This is a genomic window from Paenibacillus sp. Soil724D2, from assembly GCF_001427935.1.
Taxonomy (GTDB): Bacteria; Bacillota; Bacilli; order Paenibacillales; family NBRC-103111; genus Paenibacillus_E.
In genome coordinates, this window is record NZ_LMRY01000012.1 from 368,694 (window position 1) to 386,875 (window position 18,182).

The window sequence follows — 18,182 nt, forward strand, 5'->3', positions numbered from 1 at the left end:
GTGCCACGCTGTTAGCGCAGCGATGATTAGCTTCAAACACAGAAATGGCCCATTTGCAATTTCTTCGGAATTGCAAATGGGCCATTTCTGTGTCTAAAAGAAAGCGTCTAACAATTAATGTATGCGCTTTAAAAAGTACAAGGAATCATGGAAAAGTGATATATGCGTTGAACATTACCTTTGTTAAGATGAATTCAGAAGGAGAGGAGATCTTATGTCAGAAGCTATCATAACAGTGCAAACGCAAACAAAGCAAAGAACCAAGAAAAAACTATTCTCGGATTTTAGAGAACATAAAACGTACTATTTCATGTTAACGCCTATGATCGTATTCTTTATTCTATTTGCATACCTACCGATGTTTGGTGTCTATTATGCCTTTGTGGACTATGATTTTAGCAAGGGAATTGCAAGTAAGTTTGTTTGGTTCAAAAACTTTGAGTTTTTGTTCCAAGGTGGTTTTAGTTCCATTATTTGGAAACTAACGAAAAACACAATTCTTTACAATATTGCTTTTATTGGATTGAACACTTTTTTTCAAATGTCTGTCGCTATTCTTCTCCGAGAGCTTACCTATAAGAAGTTTGTTAAGACTTCACAGACACTGATGTTTATGCCATATTTCGTTTCCATGGTTATTATTAGCTCCATTGTCTATAACCTCTTCAACTACGATTTTGGTGTAATTAACAGCGCTTTCAAGGCAATGGGTTTTGAAAAGTTTGACTTTTATGCTACACCAGCGGTATGGCCGTTCATTATCGTTGCCGTCGAGATTTGGAAGGGCTTAGGTTATGGGAGCGTTATTTACTTGGCATCCATCATGGGGATCGATGAAAGCATTTACGAGGCCGCTTATGTGGACGGTGCTTCCAAGTGGCAACGAATCATTCATATTACATTGCCACTGCTCAAACCAACCGTTATCGTACTGCTACTCTTCTCATTAGGGGGCATCATGCGTGGGCAATTTGACTTATTCTGGAATATTATTGGGCAAAATGGGTTCTTGTTGAATGCAACGGATATTATTGATACTTACGTATACCGCTCACTTACCGTCAACTTTAGTATGGGCTTAGGTACAGCTGCTGGATTGTTTCAATCCGTATTTGGCTTATTTGTAATCTTGACTGTTAATTATATTGTGAAAAAAGCAGATAACGAAAATGCGCTTTTCTAACTAGTTATTTTTTCAGATGAAAGGAGCTTATTATGGCTGAATTATCCATGAAAAAGCAAAAAAATACGATACAGCAGGATACAGGTACCAAAATTTTTAATGTGATCGCTGTCACGATAATTTCGTTCTTTGCCATCGTTTGTTTACTGCCATTTGTTCTCGTACTATCGGATTCTCTCAGCGATGAAAGTCAGGTCGCGATTAAGGAATCTTGTGAAATTAGGATAGTCCATCCACAACCGCGTTGATAAAATATGTTATAAACCATAATGAAAGCGGTTAAGATACATTTTTGTGGAAGCGCTTGCTGTCAGTCATTGCGCAAATTAAAGATTAATGGATATCTTGAGGCTATATGAACGATTTGATCATTTATGAAGCACCAAAAGGAGCGGTGGGTCGCGACGACTTTCAAGTACGCGTCCGTATTCCAGGCGAAGAGTGGCATGATTTGTTTGAGTATGAAGTGAAGGTTGATATGCATCAAGTACGCAAGGCATCTATGGTTTATTTCGATATGGAAGGTAGCGTTGAGGTGGAGGTTGAATGCAGAAAACAAACCGTAAAGCAGGTAGTCATTCGTCCGCTTTCAATTGCCATTCCTTTTGTGTGTGAAGGGAATCGTATTGCTATTACTCTGGACCGCCCGCACAAGCTGTAAATCGAGGTAAACGGCGAGCGTTTCCATAATCTACATCTGTTTGCTAGCCCGCTCGAAGAACAGGCGCCGAAACCAAATGACCCCGACGTACTCTTGCTTAATCCTGCTATTCACCGGATGGAAGATATTTACCGGCTTGTGGCGACGCCGATTAACACAACCGGCCAGTTACCGAAGGTGATCTATTTTGCCCCTGGTATGCACTATTTGGAGGAAACGATCATGCGTATTCCATCCGGTACAACGGTTTATATTGCTGGGGGAGCGATTGTTGTCGGATCACTTGTATGTGACACGGTTGAAAATATCGTAATACGCGGAAGAGGTATCTTGTATTTGGCCGACTTTCATCGATTTTCCGCTTTTCGAGGCGTTCGAATTATCTTCTCGAAGAATGTCACGGTTGAAGGTATCATTCTGCTGGATCCCCCGCATTACAGCATTTATATCGAGCGATCAAAAGCTGTACGGATCGATAATTTTAAATCGTTCAGCACGCGAGGCTGGTCTGACGGCATCGATATCATGGCGAGTACCCAAATCGAGATCAATGACGTATTCCTTCGTACCTCCGATGACTGTATTGCGATTTACGGGACAAGATGGGACTACCATGGAGATACACGTCATATCCGCGTGCGCAACTCAGTGCTTTGGGCGGATGTCGCGCATCCGCTCAATATTGGGACGCATGGAGATCATTATCGGGATGGTGATGTTATTGAAGACATTCTTTTCGAAAATATCGATATCTTGGAGCATCATGAACCGCAGACTAATTATTGGGGGGCCTTGTCGATCAACGCTGGTGACAAGAATACGGTACGGAACGTGATCTATGATGACATCCGTGTAGAGGATTTTGAGTTGCGACAACTGGTTGACATTCGTGTTGTTTGGAACAAAGATTACAACCCTGTGCCTGGTCAAAGAATCGAAAATATTACGTTCCGGAACATTAGCTATAAAGGAGCGAACACCAATCCGAACCGGATTTATGGTTTTGATTCCGAACGGTTAGTAGATGGGATCAGCTTCATCAATCTGAGGATAAATGAGCAACTGATCCTTGAGCCGTCTCAGGGGAATTTCGATATCAATGGTTTTGCAAAGCGTATATCTTTCTCCGACGGGAGGAACGTATGAAGATGATTCAAAATCCAATATTACGAGGCTTTGACAGTATTGAAACATAAGCACCTTGTTGAAGGGTTATCCACGATCTTATAATTGAGCAGATTAATTCATTTTGGCTTGCCATCCGGGGGGATTTATTTGAGGATGAGTGGTTTCAGCTTCGCTGGTACTTCTCCAAGACGAACAGAACCAAAAAGAAGCAGACCGGCAGCTGTCGGGCTGCTTCTTTTTGATTTCCTGAACGACCTGCGTAGAGGGTTTATGAACTAAGCTTTATGGATCTAAGAATGCCATAAATACCATTCAAACCTCCAATGGGTACAAACTTGACCACAACCGATTCTTGATCTGATGCAATCATACCCGCAGGGATTTCAATTATTTTCTCATAAAATCCCCGAATTCTCTCATTCGGTGAGGTTTCGGTTATCAACAGTTTCCCGTCAATCCAGATTTCCAAGCTGCTGTCCTTGAGCCAATAGAAGAAGGTGACCGACAGACCATTCTTTTGTCCGGACGATACCTTCAATTCATAACTGAACCACCCGTCAGGCTCCGCTCTTCTGCCATTCAGCCCCTCAAAGCTACCGGCATGCGTAAGCTTGCCTTTGACCTGATGCTCCAGCTCATATTGGTCATTGCCCACCTGCACACTGTCGATCGTAGTCTCTCTGATGAGCTGCTCCTTACGGTTCTTATCCAGATGCTCCCGTAAATCATCCGAACCGACCTCAACCAATTTCCAATAAATCCCGTATCTTTCATTATGCTGCTTATAGTGAGGCGTAAAGACCAGATGATCGTCCTCATCCGTATTTTGGAGCACAAAGGCTAATTCGCCGTTCTTGCGAACGAAATGCTGATCGAATCCGCCTAACCACTCCTGGACACTCATACCTTGAGGGGTGATAAAGTCTTTCACGAGCATTCGCTTGGTCGGAATACTTACGATAACGCCTGTCCTGGACTCGACCATATCGTCTTTGCCCAATGCGGCGCTTAGTACTACTGGACCGTACTTAAATCCGACCACATGCGGCGCATCCGGCAAGGAGGAGTAAGTAGCTTTCATCGGGATTTGGACATGAACGGTGTCGCCGTTCTTCCAAACCCGTTCGATTAAAGCATAACCATTGCTTACCTGCGGTTGAACAGCTTTGCCATTCACAGCAACCGCCATTTCGCCTGCAGTCCAATAAGGCACACGCAGATAAATGGACAAATACTGCTCCTGCTGATCGGTCGTTTCAACGGACAGATGAACCGTATCGGTGAACGGAAGGTCGGTGGTTTGTATAATCTTCACCTTCTGTTCCAACCAATCCAACTGGCTGCTGACATATTGATTCACGTACAACCGCTGGTCCAGTTGGAAATAGATGCTATCGTTCAATTTCGTGAAGCTTTCCATGCCCGTGCCGGTACAGCACCAAAAATGCTCGAACGGCGAGCTGTAAACCTTGAAATAACCTGTTGCCATCGGCTGGAAATACATCGTCATCCCGGTGTCAGGATTCTGGGATGACAGAATGGCGTTCACATAGGTAGTCTCGTAAAAATCAGCGTATCTGACATCCTGAGTTAGCTTGAAAAGCTCCCTCGTCAGCTTCAGCATATTGTAGCTGTTGCAGGTTTCGCAAGTGATATCGCTGCGTTTGGCATCCAGAAGATCAGGCTCGCCAAAATGCTCGGATTCACTGTTTCCGCCTGTGATATAGCTGTGGTGATATACCACCATATCCCAGAATCTTGCGGCAGCCTCCCGGTAAAACACTTCGCTTTCTCCCAATGTCAGATAGCGATTCAAGGCTCCTATGAACTTGGGAATCATTGTGTTGGCATGTTTGCCTTTTAATATGTCTTTGCCTTCCCAGATTGCCTCAAATAAGCTAAGCTCATCAAACTGATGGGCCGCTTCCAAGTGGCGTTTATTCCCCGTCAATTTGAACAGGTCGTAGAGGCAATCGTTCATGCCGCCATATTCCACAGCCAGTACGGTAGCCTGCAATTCCTTGGACCATTTGGAGGTGCGGTACGCTACCCAATCCCCCAGTTTATTGACAACGTCATAGGCCGTTTGGATTCGTGTCCATTCGTAGACATCGATCAGACCTGCGATGATCTTGTGCATCGTATACCATGGAACCCAGGCTGGCTTCCTATTCTCTACATTCTCGAATAGCATCTCTGGAAACGCCGACATGTATCCGCTTTCCAGCTGACAGACGGCCAATTCAGCCACGATATACTCCAGCTTAGCAAGCAGTTCTGCGCTTTGATTCTGCGAATAAGCCTGTGCACAAGCGGTAAGATAGTGGCCTAAAGTGTGGCCTCTGATCTCCGTATTTTCCCATCCGGGATAGATCCGGGCCTTGGCCGGCAGACCTGCCACTTCACGGAAACCAACTAGCAGACGATCCGCATCATAGCTCGCCAAATAAGCCATTTCCTTCTCGAATGCATTCACATGATAGGCTCCGGTCAACTCTACCCGGTTCATGCCAATATCCTTCAGAACCACCATACTCGGCGCAGCTTCCTTCATATCCAATCCCTCCGTTAAATAGTAACGTTCTCCGATGGAGACTATATCAAGCTTAGCGTCTTCTACCGATAGGGTAAATAACATAAGGTTGGATTATGTGTCAAAAAGGAAGGGTTTCATCGCTTCGGCTTTACTGTCATCAATTTCTGAAACCTCATAGGACATGGAAATAACCCTATATTTCTGCTACTCTGTTCTTAAGCCAATTGTGAAAAAGTCTGAAAGGGCAGGGATCAGTAATATGGTATTGTATCAATTCCGTGTGGATGTACCGGTGGTCATGGATATGACAGGAAAATTTGTATCGCCGAATCCCGAGTGGAAGCACATGAACCGAGTATTGATGAATTACGAGTTATTCATTCAAACCCGCGGAACGATGTACATCTCATGCGGCATAGACCGCTTCGCCCTTAGGGAAGGGGAGTTCTTGATCATGCCTCCCCGCACCCAACAATATGGCTACCAAGAGTCCGATTGCAGCTTTTACTGGTTACATTTTTCAACATACGGGCATGAAACGTTCCATGAGGCCGCTCACGAGCATGTCTACGAACCGGGAATTATCGTCCTTCCCCAAACAGGTACGCTGCGCAGTCCCGAAAAGCTAATTGTGATGCTGAAGCAATTGCAGGATTCCATTCGCAGCTACAGGGAACAGACCTTAAACAATTACTTGACCACCAGTATTTTGTGCGAGATATACAACCAGATGTTTGTGGTCCCAAACCAATCTAAGAAACTGATAAAACAGCAGCTTTACAATGATATTGTGGACTACATCAAATGGAACCGGCAAGAGAATATAAGAGTTACACAACTTGCTAAACATTTTGGATATAACGCCAAACATCTCTCCAGCATATTTTCTTCTATGGCGGGTGTTTCATTAAAACAATTCATCATGCAAGAAAAAATGGAGGCGGCTAAATTTCTGCTGACGGATACCAATCAAAAGATTAATGAGATTTCTATGCAGCTAGGTTTTCCAGATAGTCATTCATTTACCAAATCTTTCAAGAAAATAACAAGCTTGACTCCTACGGATTACCGGAATGCTTACGTAAACCGATTACTTTATTATAAATAATGAATGACATCGCCAAAGGCCTGCAACGATTTGTTCTCTGAAATCTTCAAATGAAGAATGAATATCTCCCGGCCACACTAATGCGCCATATCGCTGGCTGACTGCCCAAGCGCAGCGCGAACCAGGTTTACGATATTGTCCTGTCCTTGCGCCTGCATTCCGTCATAAAAGGTATTGGAAGAGGGTCGAACTACCACTACGGTGAAAATTCTGGTATCTATTTACTTGAGGATTATTATCGTTTACTATTCAACATATAGGTGCTCCTCTCAAGGTTTATGGGTTTCTTCGCGGATACCATTATCCTTGGTTTGGCGCACTTTTTCAATTTTTTCCAAATACAGAATGAAAAAAAGGATATATCACATGAAACGATCCTATTTGAAAAAACTTCCCATCACGGTTCAGTTATCTTTACTGGGTTTATTAATTGTTATGGTTATGATTTCGATCATGGCTGTGAATTATTACCAAGCCGTCAATGTCGTAAAGAAGAATAACAGCGATTACATCAAAGGTGTTATATCGCAACTGAACCAGTCCATTTCTTCGAATAGTAATGATGTTAAAAGAATTATGGAAACGATTGCCTATAACGGACAAACCGTACAAAGTTTTTTGTCTGAAAAAAATCCAGTCCAAAAGTTAGAAATGTTCAACCAGTTAAAAGCTTATTTGTCAGATATGAGGAAAATGAAAAAGGCTATTTTGGATATTGCACTGGTTGAAAATAACGGCGCCGTATTCAACTTCCTGGCCAATTCGGCTCAAATTGAAGCAATTTCCAGGGAAATTCCGAGAGATAACTTGTCCTATTTTTTGGGGCTTAAAATGATCGATTTACCTTATACTACAACGCCGGTGTTGGTTGCGGGAGTGCCAATCTATTCAACAACTGATTTTGAGGCCGTCAATAGTGAACTTGGAACTCTGCTTTTAATAATCGACAATCGACTGCTCTTTGGCGACGGCAACCCTGTCAATTTACCCGAGGGTGCCTTAATCTACATGGCTGATCGTAACGGAAGGCTCTTCTATACGAATGATGATTCAAGTAATCTTGGGGAGCCGATTCCAAAAGATAGATTGTTGAATCATAACAGTCAATACATGATTCAGAGGGAAGCTATTCCGGATATGGACGGTGAAATTGTTATTGCCATGCCGAATCGTGTGCTCCTTCAAGGTCTTAATGTGATCCGTCAACAGCAGCTTATCATGGTTGCAATTGCACTCGTATTGATGATTATACCTCTTCTGTTCGTGAGCAATAACATTCTGCTGCCTTTGAAGAAGTTTATGAGGTTGATGGGAGAAGTGAGTCTCGGGGAAAAAAACCATCTCAGCAAACGAATCGATGTAGATGGTTATGCGGAAATGATTATTATGGCTTCACGTTTCAATGAAATGTTGGCGGAAATTGAGAAATTGACGGATCATTTGCTGGAAAGCAAGCGTGTCCTCTACGAGTCGGAGTTGATTAAACGGAGAGCGGAACTCAGCTTTTTGCAAAGCCAAATCAATCCGCATTTTTTATACAATACGCTGGAATCGATCAAAGGTCTTGCCGCTAGAGAGGGTTCTTCGAAAATATTCGAACTGACTAAGGCGCTAGCTATGTTTTTCCGTTACAGTATCAAGGGACCTGATATGATTTCCTTGGAAAGAGAATGGATCATCATAAAAAACTATATCTTCATTCATCAAATCCGATTTGGCGAACGCTTGCATGTGGAATACGATATTCCTACGGAATGCCTCGCATGTCTTGTCCCTAAAATGATCTTGCAGCCCATCGTGGAAAACGCCATCAAACATGGCATTGAGCCGCTCAGACAAACTGGTGTGTTGGTGATAAAAGGCTATAGGGACGGGGAGAACCTGTGTCTCTCCGTTAATGATAACGGTACAGGAATAAGTTTGGAACAGTTAGAGGAAATTAATAATACAATGGAATGCTTATCGCCAACAGATGGCCTTGATGGCGATTCCGTATCCGGCATCGGACTGGCAAATGTCCATAAAAGAATCCGCATGATTTTCGGAGAACCATACGGCATCAGGATGACGAGCGAGCTTGAAGGCGGAACAACGGTCTCGCTTACAATACCGGTTAGGGGTGAAGGTCATGTATAAAGTCTTTATTGTGGATGACGAGGAACTGGTTATAGAAAGCTTGATAGCGACGGTGGATTGGAAGGGCTGCGGCTATGAAGTTATCGGATATGCGCTCAGCGGGGAGGAGGCAGTGGAAGCTGTCAAACATATTCAACCGGACGTGATTTTTTCCGATATCCGGATGCCCGGAATGAACGGGCTGGAACTGAAAAAACGATTGGACGATGCGGGTATATCCGCCAAATTTATAATCGTGAGCGGACTGGCGGAATTTGCTCTTGTGCAGAAAGCAATCCAGAATAACATATCCGGTTATTGCCTTAAACCTTTCGACGAGATGGAAATCATGGGGTATCTTAAAAAGATCAGGCGTGAATTAGACACCCTTCGTCTGTTGCCTGAAGGCGAAATACTTGATTTGATCGAGAACGGTACGCCAGAAGCAACCAGCAGATTGCAGCGTGAGTTAGCTTTGGCCGGCATGACAAGTTCCGGAAAAGAAGATTTGCGTATCATGCTTACAGTGAGAAGGGACAAGTTTCCGATCAATGAAAAAACACCTTGCATTACGTTGCGTATCGGTTATCGCAAGTTTATATACGTGATGGCTGACAGTGATGCGACCCAATTAATGACCCAATTTGCTTCTGAAAGTCGTGATTTCTTAAAAGGAATCGGGTTCAGCAAACGGGGGGGCGATACGGAAGGATTTACACAGGCTATCCAAGATGCAGAGCTTCAAGCCTATCAATATTTCACTTTAGCCGAAATCTTCACATGGGAAGAATCATGGAAAACCAATGACACGAAGTCGGCATTTGCAGTGCCGACAGACGGAAATAACCAAACGTTCATTGCACATATGGATTCCTTGTTATCCATGTTCCAGAGCGGCCTTCTGAATATCCGGCATGCCCTGTTGTTGTATAACGATTGCATTACGCAGTTAAGTCGAAAAGGTATGGATTCGGACGATTTATACCTCTATTCTTTCGAACACTTGGCAGATCAGTTTGAGGATGTCCGGGATATGATCGATTATTTAAAGGGATTGTTCCGAGGGGAGCAGACCGATCAACAGCATGTTTCCATGCAGTCTGGACGCATTCATACATTCTCTGCCATACTGGAATACATCAACGAGCACTTCGGCGAGGACATTACAATTCAGGGCTTAAGTAAACAATTCAACTTAAACTCGAATTACATCTCGCAATTATTTAGAAAAGAACTGGATAAAACCTTTACCGAGCACTTAACCGGTCTTAGAATGAACCGCGCTTCGGTGTTGCTCAGAACTACGTCCATTCCGATCAACGATATAGCGGATCAGGTAGGATACCAGGATTATTTTTATTTCAGTAAAATGTTCAAAAAAATGATGGGCAGTCCGCCAAGAAGCTATCGTTACGACCAAAGTCAGAACGGCTATATTTCCGGCTCCTAATTAACGGAGGCCGTTTTTTTTTTTTTTTTTCTTTTTTTGTATTCCTTATCGAAAACTTGTACTTGAATTAGGTGCAAGACAATTCCTCCTCCAATTCGACATAAAGTTACATGAAAAATACAAGAATAACACTAATTTAACGACATACCCCTATGGAAGCGTTTCCTTTACAATAGATTTATAGACGAGATAGGAGGCGAGAGGGGTATGCAAAATACAGTAAGTCACGCGAAATACAAGGGGCGTTTGAAGGGGAAAACCAATCGCAAATGGCAGGAAATCGTCCGTCATAAGTACTTCTACTTGATGGTATTTCCAACCGTGCTGTTCTTTCTGATCTTCGCGTATGTGCCTATGTACGGCGTGATCTTGGCTTTTAAGGACTTCAATTATTCTCTGGGCATCATGAACAGTCCCTGGAATAACTTTCAAAACTTTCGGGATGTGCTGGGCGATCCGAAATTCCTGCATGCGTTCAACAACACCTTGTTGATTAGCTTCGGGCGTTTGCTTATCGAATTTCCGATCCCGATCCTGCTGGCGATCCTGCTGAATGAAATGCGACACAGAAAATTAAAGCGGATCTATCAAACCGTATTTACGTTTCCGCATTTCATCAGCTGGGTCGTGTTGAGTGGAATCATAACGAGTATCCTGAGCGATCAGGGCGTACTCAATCAGATCCTGCAGCTATTCGGATGGGGAAAAAACACGATCCTGGTCCACGACGGAAGTTTTCTGGCGCTGCTGTTCACGTCGAACATATGGAAAGAAGCAGGCTGGTCCTCCATTATTTATCTGGCAGCCATCGCGGGTATCAATCCCGAGCTTTATGAGGCGGCGGCCATCGACGGCGCAACCCGTTATCAGCAAATGAAGGCCATTACATGGCCGGTGATTCGTACCACGGCAGCTATTCTGCTTATTCTGGCAGTCGGCGGTATTATGAATGGCGGGTTCGACCAGATCTTCAATTTGTATAACCCGGCCGTTTATGAACGCGCAGATATTCTCGATACCTACGTGTATCGCAGCGCTTTTGTAGACTCAACGGGGTTCGGCTACTCCACAACGGTCGGTTTGCTGAAATCCGTCATCAATTGCTTGCTACTGTTTGGAGCTAACTATTTTGTGAAGCATGTTCTGAAGGAGGAGGGTCTCTAATGAAGCGTTTATCGGTTTCCAATGCGCTGATCACGCTCTTCCTGGGGCTGTGCGCGATTGCGGCTATATTCCCATTTTATCAAACGCTCGTTCAGTCCTTGTCTTCCATAGCAGACAGGAATGCGGGACGCGTCATGTTATTTCCGAGTTCCATTGATTTCTCTTCATATCAATACATTTTTTCACAAGGGAAAGTAGTCGATGGCTTGCTTGTATCGGTCTTCGTGACTGTGTTTGGCACCTTGGTAAATCTGGTGATGACGTCAACAGGCGCTTACGCGTTATCTAAGAAGTCGATGCCGGGGCGAAACTTGATCATGACTTGCATCATCTTTACATTATTTTTTTCAGGCGGTCTCATTCCTTTTTATTTGACGATTCAGAATCTTCACTTGCAGAATAATATTCTTGTTATGATATTGCCGGCGGCTGTAAACGCATTCAACTTAATCCTGATGATTAATTTCTTCGGAAAAGTCAATCCTGCGCTTGAGGAGTCGGCAAAAATCGACGGGGCTAATGATCTGAGTATCCTCATTCGCATAGTCATACCTGTTTCGTTGCCGATCATGGCGACCATGTCATTGTTTTATGCGGTTGAACGTTGGAATGAATGGTGGCTTCCCTATTTGTTTATCAACGATATCAAATTACACCCGCTACAGCTTGTGTTAAGAGACGCGATCACAGATCTGAGTCAGTCGCTCAATGGGTTGGGCAGTCAGTATGCCTCAGCAGCTCAAACCGTTTATGTGGATTCGGTAAAGTCTGCGTTGATCATCATATCCGCCATACCGATCTTGATGATGTATCCATTCGTGCAGAAACACTTCAATGCGGGAATCACGCTCGGTTCCGTAAAAGAATGATAATAGTGGCTTCGGCCGTTATTATATATATCCTAGCTTCAAATAAACAAGGAGGGTTTACGAAATGAAGGTCAAACAAAAAGCACTGGTATGCTCGGCTTTGCTTATGCTCGCAGGGACGGCGCTGTCCGCCTGCGGTAAAGCGGAGAACAAGCCAAACACATCCCCGAGCGCAACGGCGGGGGCGTCACAGAAGTCAGATGAATCAGCATTGAGCAAGCCATTGGAGCTTAGTGTTGCAGTATGGGACATCCAGACGGGCTTTGATGCTCCGAAAGCAAAGGATGATACGGTTTACAACGATTTGACCAAGAAATTCAACATCACGATCAAACCCGTTCAGATTACCTGGAACGACTGGCAGGAGAAGGCAAAGGTATGGGCCGCATCCAAGCAGCTTCCCGACATGTTCGCCAACGAGGTTGATTTGGGGTTGTACCAAACTTGGGCCAAGCAAGGCGTCATCAAGCCGCTTCCCGACGATCTGAGCCCGTATCCGAATTTGAAAAAGCTCTTTTCCAGTCCGGCTGTGGAACCGGCCTTGCGGCCGTTAAAAGTGGATGGGAAATATTATGCGGTTCCGCGTTTTGGCGGTGATGATATCGGCGATGCCAGGCTGACCAGGCCCATCCGTTATCGGAAGGATTGGGCGGAGGAAGCCGGATTTACTAAGGATCCGGCAAGCTTTGACGAATTCTTGGCCATGACCAAAGCAGTCATACAGAAACACCCCGGTGTCACCGGTTTGACGATTAATAATAAAGGCTATCTGTTAACGCAATTCTTGGGAAGCTTCCCCGAAATGATGAATAACTGGACCCAGGAAAACGGCAAGTGGATTCCCTCTTTCACGTCCGAGAAAGCCTATCCGGGTATCAAGCAGCTTCGTACGCTCTATTCGGAAGGTATTCTTGACAAGGACTTTGCCATCCAGAAAGACGCCGACGGCACCAACAAGTTTTTGTCCGGCCAAAGCTTTGCGCTTTATGGCATGGAAGGCGTGAGTGATGAACAAGTATCCGCATTCAAAAAAGCGAATCCTGGCGTCAGCCCTTCGAAAGCAATGGGTTATTTGAACATCTGGCCTGCGGCCGACGGAAAACGCTATACGCCTGCGGGCGCGCCTTTCTGGTCCAATACGTTTTTCGCCAGTACCATTAGCGATGATAAATTCAAACGTTCTCTCCAAGTGTTGGATTACATGATGTCTGATGAGTATAGAGTCCTGGGCATTAATGGAATCGAAAATGTCGATTTTAAAGTGGACAATGGACAATACGTTTCCCTGCTGAAAGCCGGTGAAACGCTTGCCGACAAATACCCGATCACGTCAAAACTGGTTTTTCTTGCCGCATGGGATCCCCTCCTGTATAAGGGCAAAAAAGTGGTAAGCTCCGATCCTGAAGGAGCCGCACTGCTGAAGCTGCAAATTGAAACGTGGAATCGCTATAAACAAGAAAATACGCTGATCCCTGTCAACTTTGATTTAGATGCGATCTCGACCCCAGCTAAAAATAAGCTTGCGGCTCAGGGCCAAGATATCCTGAATGACATCTTTAAAGTGATTTTGGGCAAAGGTGACCCGATTGCCCAGTGGAAAGAAATTGTTAAGAGTTACGACTCCAAAGGTGTGCCTGAAGCCATCAAAGAAGTTAACGATGAGGTAGCCAAGAGAGGTATCAAGTAACAACCAAGGTTCCATTGCAGTGCAACGACGCGAGGAAGCTTCCGAACGATATCTACTATGTTCGTGAGCTTCCTTCGCGTGAACTAAACATGAAGTACTTTGTGCTTTTCACTAGTGTAAGGGGGGATTAACAAACAGTAGCTTATCAATGCTTACGATTTAAAAATTTCAAAAAAAGAAGGAGCTGCAAGAATGAGTAAAAATCCGTTATTTAACAGAAGTAAAACAAGGTCTAAAGTGTTATCTTTTCTACTTGCGTTTGTAATCGCTTTCGTTCCGATGGTGTTTAACTTTCCGGCATCCGTTCAAGCGGCTACGACATTAAAGACTTATCCAGCCCCGGCGGGTATTCCCATGAACACCACCTATACCGTGCAAGTACGGGTTCCAGGCGGAACCTGGCAGAACGTGGACGTGTATAATACGACAGTTGGAGTTACTCCCGCCTCTAATGCTTCCATTGCTTATTTCGATACGGACGGTCCGGTCGATCTTTCGATAACCTACAATTCCGGAACGGTTACATCGGCTGCCATCCATCCTACGAGCGCCGGGCTTACGCCTGCCGTCACCGGCAATACGATGACATTCTCCATATCCGGCCCTACGAAGCTCTCGGTGGAGGTGAATGGGAATGTCAACACTAATCTTCACCTTTTTGTAAATCCGTTGGAGGTCAATCCTCCCAGCCCTACGGACCCGAATGTCATTTATCTTGGCCCCGGTGTGCATAACCAAAGCTACACCGTACCCAGCGGCAAAACGCTTTACCTTGCCGGCGGTGGGGTCATCAACGGGAATGTAAGTTTCCTAAGTGCGGATAATGCCAAGTTCATAGGCCGTGGAATGCTGAGTCGTCCCAATTATGGAGGCCTGGTGATCAACTTTTCGAATAATATCACCGTCGATGGCATCATAGTGAACGATTACGGCAACGCTGGCAGCGGCGGCACTGGCGCCAATGTCGGAAATTCCAGCAATGTTTTGTTAAACAACGTCAAATGGTTCAGCTACAAGAAATGGACCGACGGTCTTAATGTATACGGTTCCCACGATGTAACGCTCAATGACGTTTTTTTCCGCACCGGCGATGACGCCATTGCGATCTACGGCACGCGCCAAGGTGGAGGAGAAAGCTACTGGGGAAATACCCAGAATATCACAGTCTCCAACAGTATTCTGATGCCGGACGTTGCCCATGCCGTCAACATCGGCACTCACGGTGATCCGACGGCTCCCGGCGGCGGCGTTGTGATCGATAATCTCAAGTTTGAGAATATTGACATTCTGACGCATAATACCCTAAGCTGCAGCCGTGCGATGAACATTGCAGTAATAGACGGCGACGGCAACCTGATCACCAATACGACTTTCGACAATATCCGGGTCGAAGATGGTTGTGCACACAAGCTTGTTGAAATAGGTATCGCCGATAATGGCTGGACGACCGGCCCGGGTCGTGGAATTAAAAATCTCTATTTCAAGGATGTATCCTATACCGGTACGAATACCGACAGTTCCAAAATTTACGGCTGGGATTGGTCCCGTCTGTCCCAGGATATCACGTTTGAGAATTTGAAAATTAACGGGAATGTAATTTCGAATGCCGCCGATGGAAATATTTCGGTCGGCAACTATACCAGCAACGTGAACTTTATCGCTTCCGGAGGTACACCTCCTGCGGTGACCCCTTTCCCTCCTGCCACGCCCATCAATCTGGCGTTCAACAAGAGCGCCAGCGCGGATAGTTCGCAGGCAGGAAATCCGGCTTCCAACGGGAATGACAGCAGCACTTCGACCCGCTGGAGCGCGAATGACTCCAATACCGGCCATTCATGGACAGTAGACCTTGGCGCAAGCATGAGAATTCCTGTCGGTACCCAAGTGAAGTGGGAACAGAGCGGCAAAGTGTATAAGTACAAGATTGAAACCTCCAATGATAATACCAACTGGACCATGAAAGTCGACAAGACCGCCAATACGAGCACGGACCAGACGCAAGCCGATAACTTCCAGGCAAACGCCCGGTATGTCAAAATTACTGTGACTGGTCTGGAAAGCGGTGTGTGGGCAAGCTTCTACGATTTCAAGGTACTCGGAGAACAATGGAATCTGGCCATGGGCAAGACTGCAAGTAGCGATAGTACGATGTCAGGCTTTCCGGCTTCCAATGCGGCAGACGGCAACCAAACGACCCGCTGGAGCGCGAATGACGGAAACACTGGACACTATGTGAAGGTTGACCTTGGCTATGTCAAGAAGATCACCCATGGCACTCAGGTGTTGTGGCCGACTAGCGGCTCCGTATATCAGTATAAGGTCGAAACATCAATAGATAACACCAACTGGACCCAAGTCGTTGACAAGACGACGAATACGAGTACGGATCAGGTTCAGAACGATTACTTTACAGCGAACGCCCGGTATGTCCGAATGACGGTTACCGGACTGCCAAGCGGCGCTAACGCTGCTATAAGCGATCTCAAGGTATTCGGAGACCCGACCGATCTGGCGATCGGCAAGACCGCAACGGCGGATAGCTCTGCGGCAGGAAATCCGGCCTCCAATGGGAACGACGGGGACACGACGACGGCATGGAGTGCAGCTGATGCGTTAACCGGCCATACGTGGACGGTAGACCTTGGCAAAAGCTTGACGATCAATAACGGTACTCAGGTAATGTGGGCACAGGACGGTCAAGCATATAAGTATACCCTTGATGTGTCCAATGATAATGTTAACTGGACCACAAAAATCAACAAGGGCGGCAATAGCAACACGAGCCAGGTTCAGACCGATTACTTTGTTGCAAATGCCCGATATGTCCGTGTTAGCGTGACCGGACTGCCAAGCGGCGCTACGGCCAGCATCCGTGATTTCAAGGTATTCGGAGACACTGGCGATACCATGACTATGGCGAACCTGCCGTTTGACGAGACCAGCGGAACGATCGCATTTGATGCGACGAGCAACGGCTGGAATGGCACATTGGTTGGCGGCGCGAGTCGTGTAGCCGGCAAAAACGGCAACGCTGTAGACCTGAGCGGAACGACTCAATATGTCGCTCTTCCGTCAGGCGTCGTATCCGGCAACGACACGATCACCTTGGCTGCTTGGGTGAATCTGGATACGGTGAGCAACTGGGCGCGGATCTTCGATTTCGGTTCCGGTTCGGCTACCAATATGTTCCTCACACCGAGAAGTGACAAAGGCAAAATACGTTTTGCAATCAAGAACAACGGCTCAGCTGAACAAATCATTGACGGACAGGCGGCGCTGCCGACCGGGGGCTGGCACCATGTAGCGGTTACCTTGAACGGCTCGACGGGCATCCTCTACGTTGACGGTGTTCAAGTAGGCAGCAATACCGCAATGACCCTGAAGCCGTCCACTCTGGGAGTCACCACGCAAAACTGGATCGGCCGCTCGCAATACACCAACGACCCTTATCTCGATGGACGGGTGGATGACTTCCGGATCTATAATAGCGCTATGACCGCATCGCAAGTGATGCATCTCGTGAATGGGCAAACCTTGTTTCCGGTGGCGGAGCTTCCGTTTAACGAAACGACAGGAACGACGGCCTCCGATGTGACCGGCAACGGCTGGAACGGCACCTTGACAGGCGGCGCCAGCTTGGTAGCCGGCTATAAGGGCAACGCTGTAGACCTGAATGGCACTGATGGCTATGTCACCCTGCCGTCAGGCGTTGTTTCCGGCGATAACGCGGTTACCGTAACCGCTTGGGTATATTTGGACACCAGTACCAAATGGGCGCGGATCTTCGACTTCGGTTCCGATACGTCCCACTACATGTTCCTGACGCCGCAAAACGATTCAAACGGCTTCATCCGTTTTGGGATCAAAAACGGCGGGACGGAGCAAAAGTTCGACGGGACTGTGACGCTGCCTACAGGTGGCTGGCATCATGTTGCCGTATCCTTGAACGGTTCTACTGGAACACTTTATGTCGATGGCCAGCAAGTAGGCAGCGGCAACATCAACATCAAACCGTCACAACTCGGCATTACCACGCAGAATCGGATCGGCCGATCGCAATTCAACGATCCTTATCTCGACGGTCGGGTTGACGACTTCCGCATCTACAATAGTGCTTTAAACGCTCAGGAAGTATCGGCTGTGATGAACGAGTAGATTGCAGCGACAGTGAATGAACCAGCGGAAGTCCGGAACATGCACGTCGTGTTCCGGACTTTCCGTCATTTGTTCGGCGGTGGAGCTTTATTCTGATCCGTTGAATGATACTTATGACGAATGTGT

At 46.1% G+C, this 18,182-nt stretch carries 15 protein-coding genes; 12 read left to right on the forward strand and 3 right to left on the reverse strand.

The window, feature by feature from the left end; all coding sequences use genetic code 11:
• Positions 1-214: 214 nt before the first annotated feature.
• The 5 genes from ASG85_RS14675 to ASG85_RS39580 all read left to right on the forward strand — a co-directional run bounded on the left by ASG85_RS14675 (position 215) and on the right by ASG85_RS39580 (position 3,251).
• Positions 215-1,183, forward strand: a complete 969-nt coding sequence (locus ASG85_RS14675; protein WP_082562554.1) for an ABC transporter permease — start codon at positions 215-217, stop codon at positions 1,181-1,183.
• Between the two features lie 32 nt (positions 1,184-1,215).
• Positions 1,216-1,431 (forward strand): hypothetical protein, encoded by a 216-nt coding sequence (locus ASG85_RS14680; protein ID WP_057306844.1) that lies wholly within the window; start codon positions 1,216-1,218, stop codon positions 1,429-1,431.
• A 107-nt stretch (positions 1,432-1,538) separates the two neighbouring features.
• Complete coding sequence (locus ASG85_RS39120; protein ID WP_235550127.1) at positions 1,539-1,844, forward strand: hypothetical protein; 306 nt, start codon at positions 1,539-1,541, stop codon at positions 1,842-1,844.
• Between the two features lie 222 nt (positions 1,845-2,066).
• Positions 2,067-2,990, forward strand: a complete 924-nt coding sequence (locus tag ASG85_RS39125) for a glycosyl hydrolase family 28 protein (protein WP_235550128.1) — start codon at positions 2,067-2,069, stop codon at positions 2,988-2,990.
• Between the two features lie 135 nt (positions 2,991-3,125).
• A complete protein-coding gene (locus ASG85_RS39580; protein ID WP_268796108.1) occupies positions 3,126-3,251 on the forward strand; it encodes a hypothetical protein in 126 nt (41 codons plus the stop codon).
• On the opposite strand, the gene ASG85_RS14690 is transcribed toward ASG85_RS39580, so the two are convergent.
• Entirely contained in the window at positions 3,241-5,526 is a 2,286-nt protein-coding gene (locus tag ASG85_RS14690) for a beta-L-arabinofuranosidase domain-containing protein (protein ID WP_060646642.1), read from the reverse strand. The two genes, ASG85_RS39580 and ASG85_RS14690, sit on opposite strands and share 11 nt — an antisense overlap.
• A gap of 241 nt (positions 5,527-5,767) precedes the next feature.
• Here ASG85_RS14690 and ASG85_RS14695 point away from each other — a divergent pair, with 241 nt between their 5' ends.
• The 6 genes from ASG85_RS14695 to ASG85_RS14720 all read left to right on the forward strand — a co-directional run bounded on the left by ASG85_RS14695 (position 5,768) and on the right by ASG85_RS14720 (position 13,901).
• The gene (locus ASG85_RS14695; protein WP_060646643.1) at positions 5,768-6,616 is read left to right on the forward strand and encodes a helix-turn-helix transcriptional regulator; all 849 of its coding nucleotides are present in this window, start codon (positions 5,768-5,770) and stop codon (positions 6,614-6,616) included.
• Between the two features lie 366 nt (positions 6,617-6,982).
• Positions 6,983-8,752, forward strand: a complete 1,770-nt coding sequence (locus ASG85_RS14700) for a sensor histidine kinase (RefSeq protein ID WP_060646644.1) — start codon at positions 6,983-6,985, stop codon at positions 8,750-8,752.
• Positions 8,745-10,181, forward strand: a complete 1,437-nt coding sequence (locus ASG85_RS14705) for a response regulator (RefSeq protein WP_060646645.1) — start codon at positions 8,745-8,747, stop codon at positions 10,179-10,181. The genes ASG85_RS14700 and ASG85_RS14705 overlap by 8 nt, the downstream gene beginning before the upstream one ends.
• A 207-nt stretch (positions 10,182-10,388) precedes the next feature.
• On the forward strand, positions 10,389-11,345 hold the full coding sequence (locus tag ASG85_RS14710; RefSeq protein WP_060646646.1) for an ABC transporter permease: 957 nt from the start codon (positions 10,389-10,391) through the stop codon (positions 11,343-11,345).
• Positions 11,345-12,214 (forward strand): carbohydrate ABC transporter permease, encoded by an 870-nt coding sequence (locus tag ASG85_RS14715; RefSeq protein WP_060646647.1) that lies wholly within the window; start codon positions 11,345-11,347, stop codon positions 12,212-12,214. The genes ASG85_RS14710 and ASG85_RS14715 overlap by 1 nt, the downstream gene beginning before the upstream one ends.
• A gap of 64 nt (positions 12,215-12,278) precedes the next feature.
• Complete coding sequence (locus ASG85_RS14720) at positions 12,279-13,901, forward strand: extracellular solute-binding protein (RefSeq protein WP_060646648.1); 1,623 nt, start codon at positions 12,279-12,281, stop codon at positions 13,899-13,901.
• Between the two features lie 503 nt (positions 13,902-14,404).
• Here the strand turns inward: ASG85_RS14720 and ASG85_RS39130 are convergent.
• Together ASG85_RS39130 and ASG85_RS39135 are read right to left on the reverse strand one after the other, a co-directional pair.
• The gene (locus tag ASG85_RS39130) at positions 14,405-14,542 is read right to left on the reverse strand and encodes a hypothetical protein (RefSeq protein ID WP_235549444.1); all 138 of its coding nucleotides are present in this window, start codon (positions 14,540-14,542) and stop codon (positions 14,405-14,407) included.
• Between the two features lie 346 nt (positions 14,543-14,888).
• The gene (locus tag ASG85_RS39135; protein ID WP_235550134.1) at positions 14,889-15,197 is read right to left on the reverse strand and encodes a hypothetical protein; all 309 of its coding nucleotides are present in this window, start codon (positions 15,195-15,197) and stop codon (positions 14,889-14,891) included.
• Between the two features lie 24 nt (positions 15,198-15,221).
• On the opposite strand from ASG85_RS39135, the gene ASG85_RS39145 reads away from it, so the two are divergent.
• Positions 15,222-18,056 carry a LamG-like jellyroll fold domain-containing protein gene (locus ASG85_RS39145; protein WP_414858731.1) on the forward strand — a complete coding sequence of 945 codons (2,835 nt, stop codon included), beginning with the start codon at positions 15,222-15,224 and terminating at the stop codon, positions 18,054-18,056.
• Positions 18,057-18,182 lie beyond the last annotated feature (126 nt).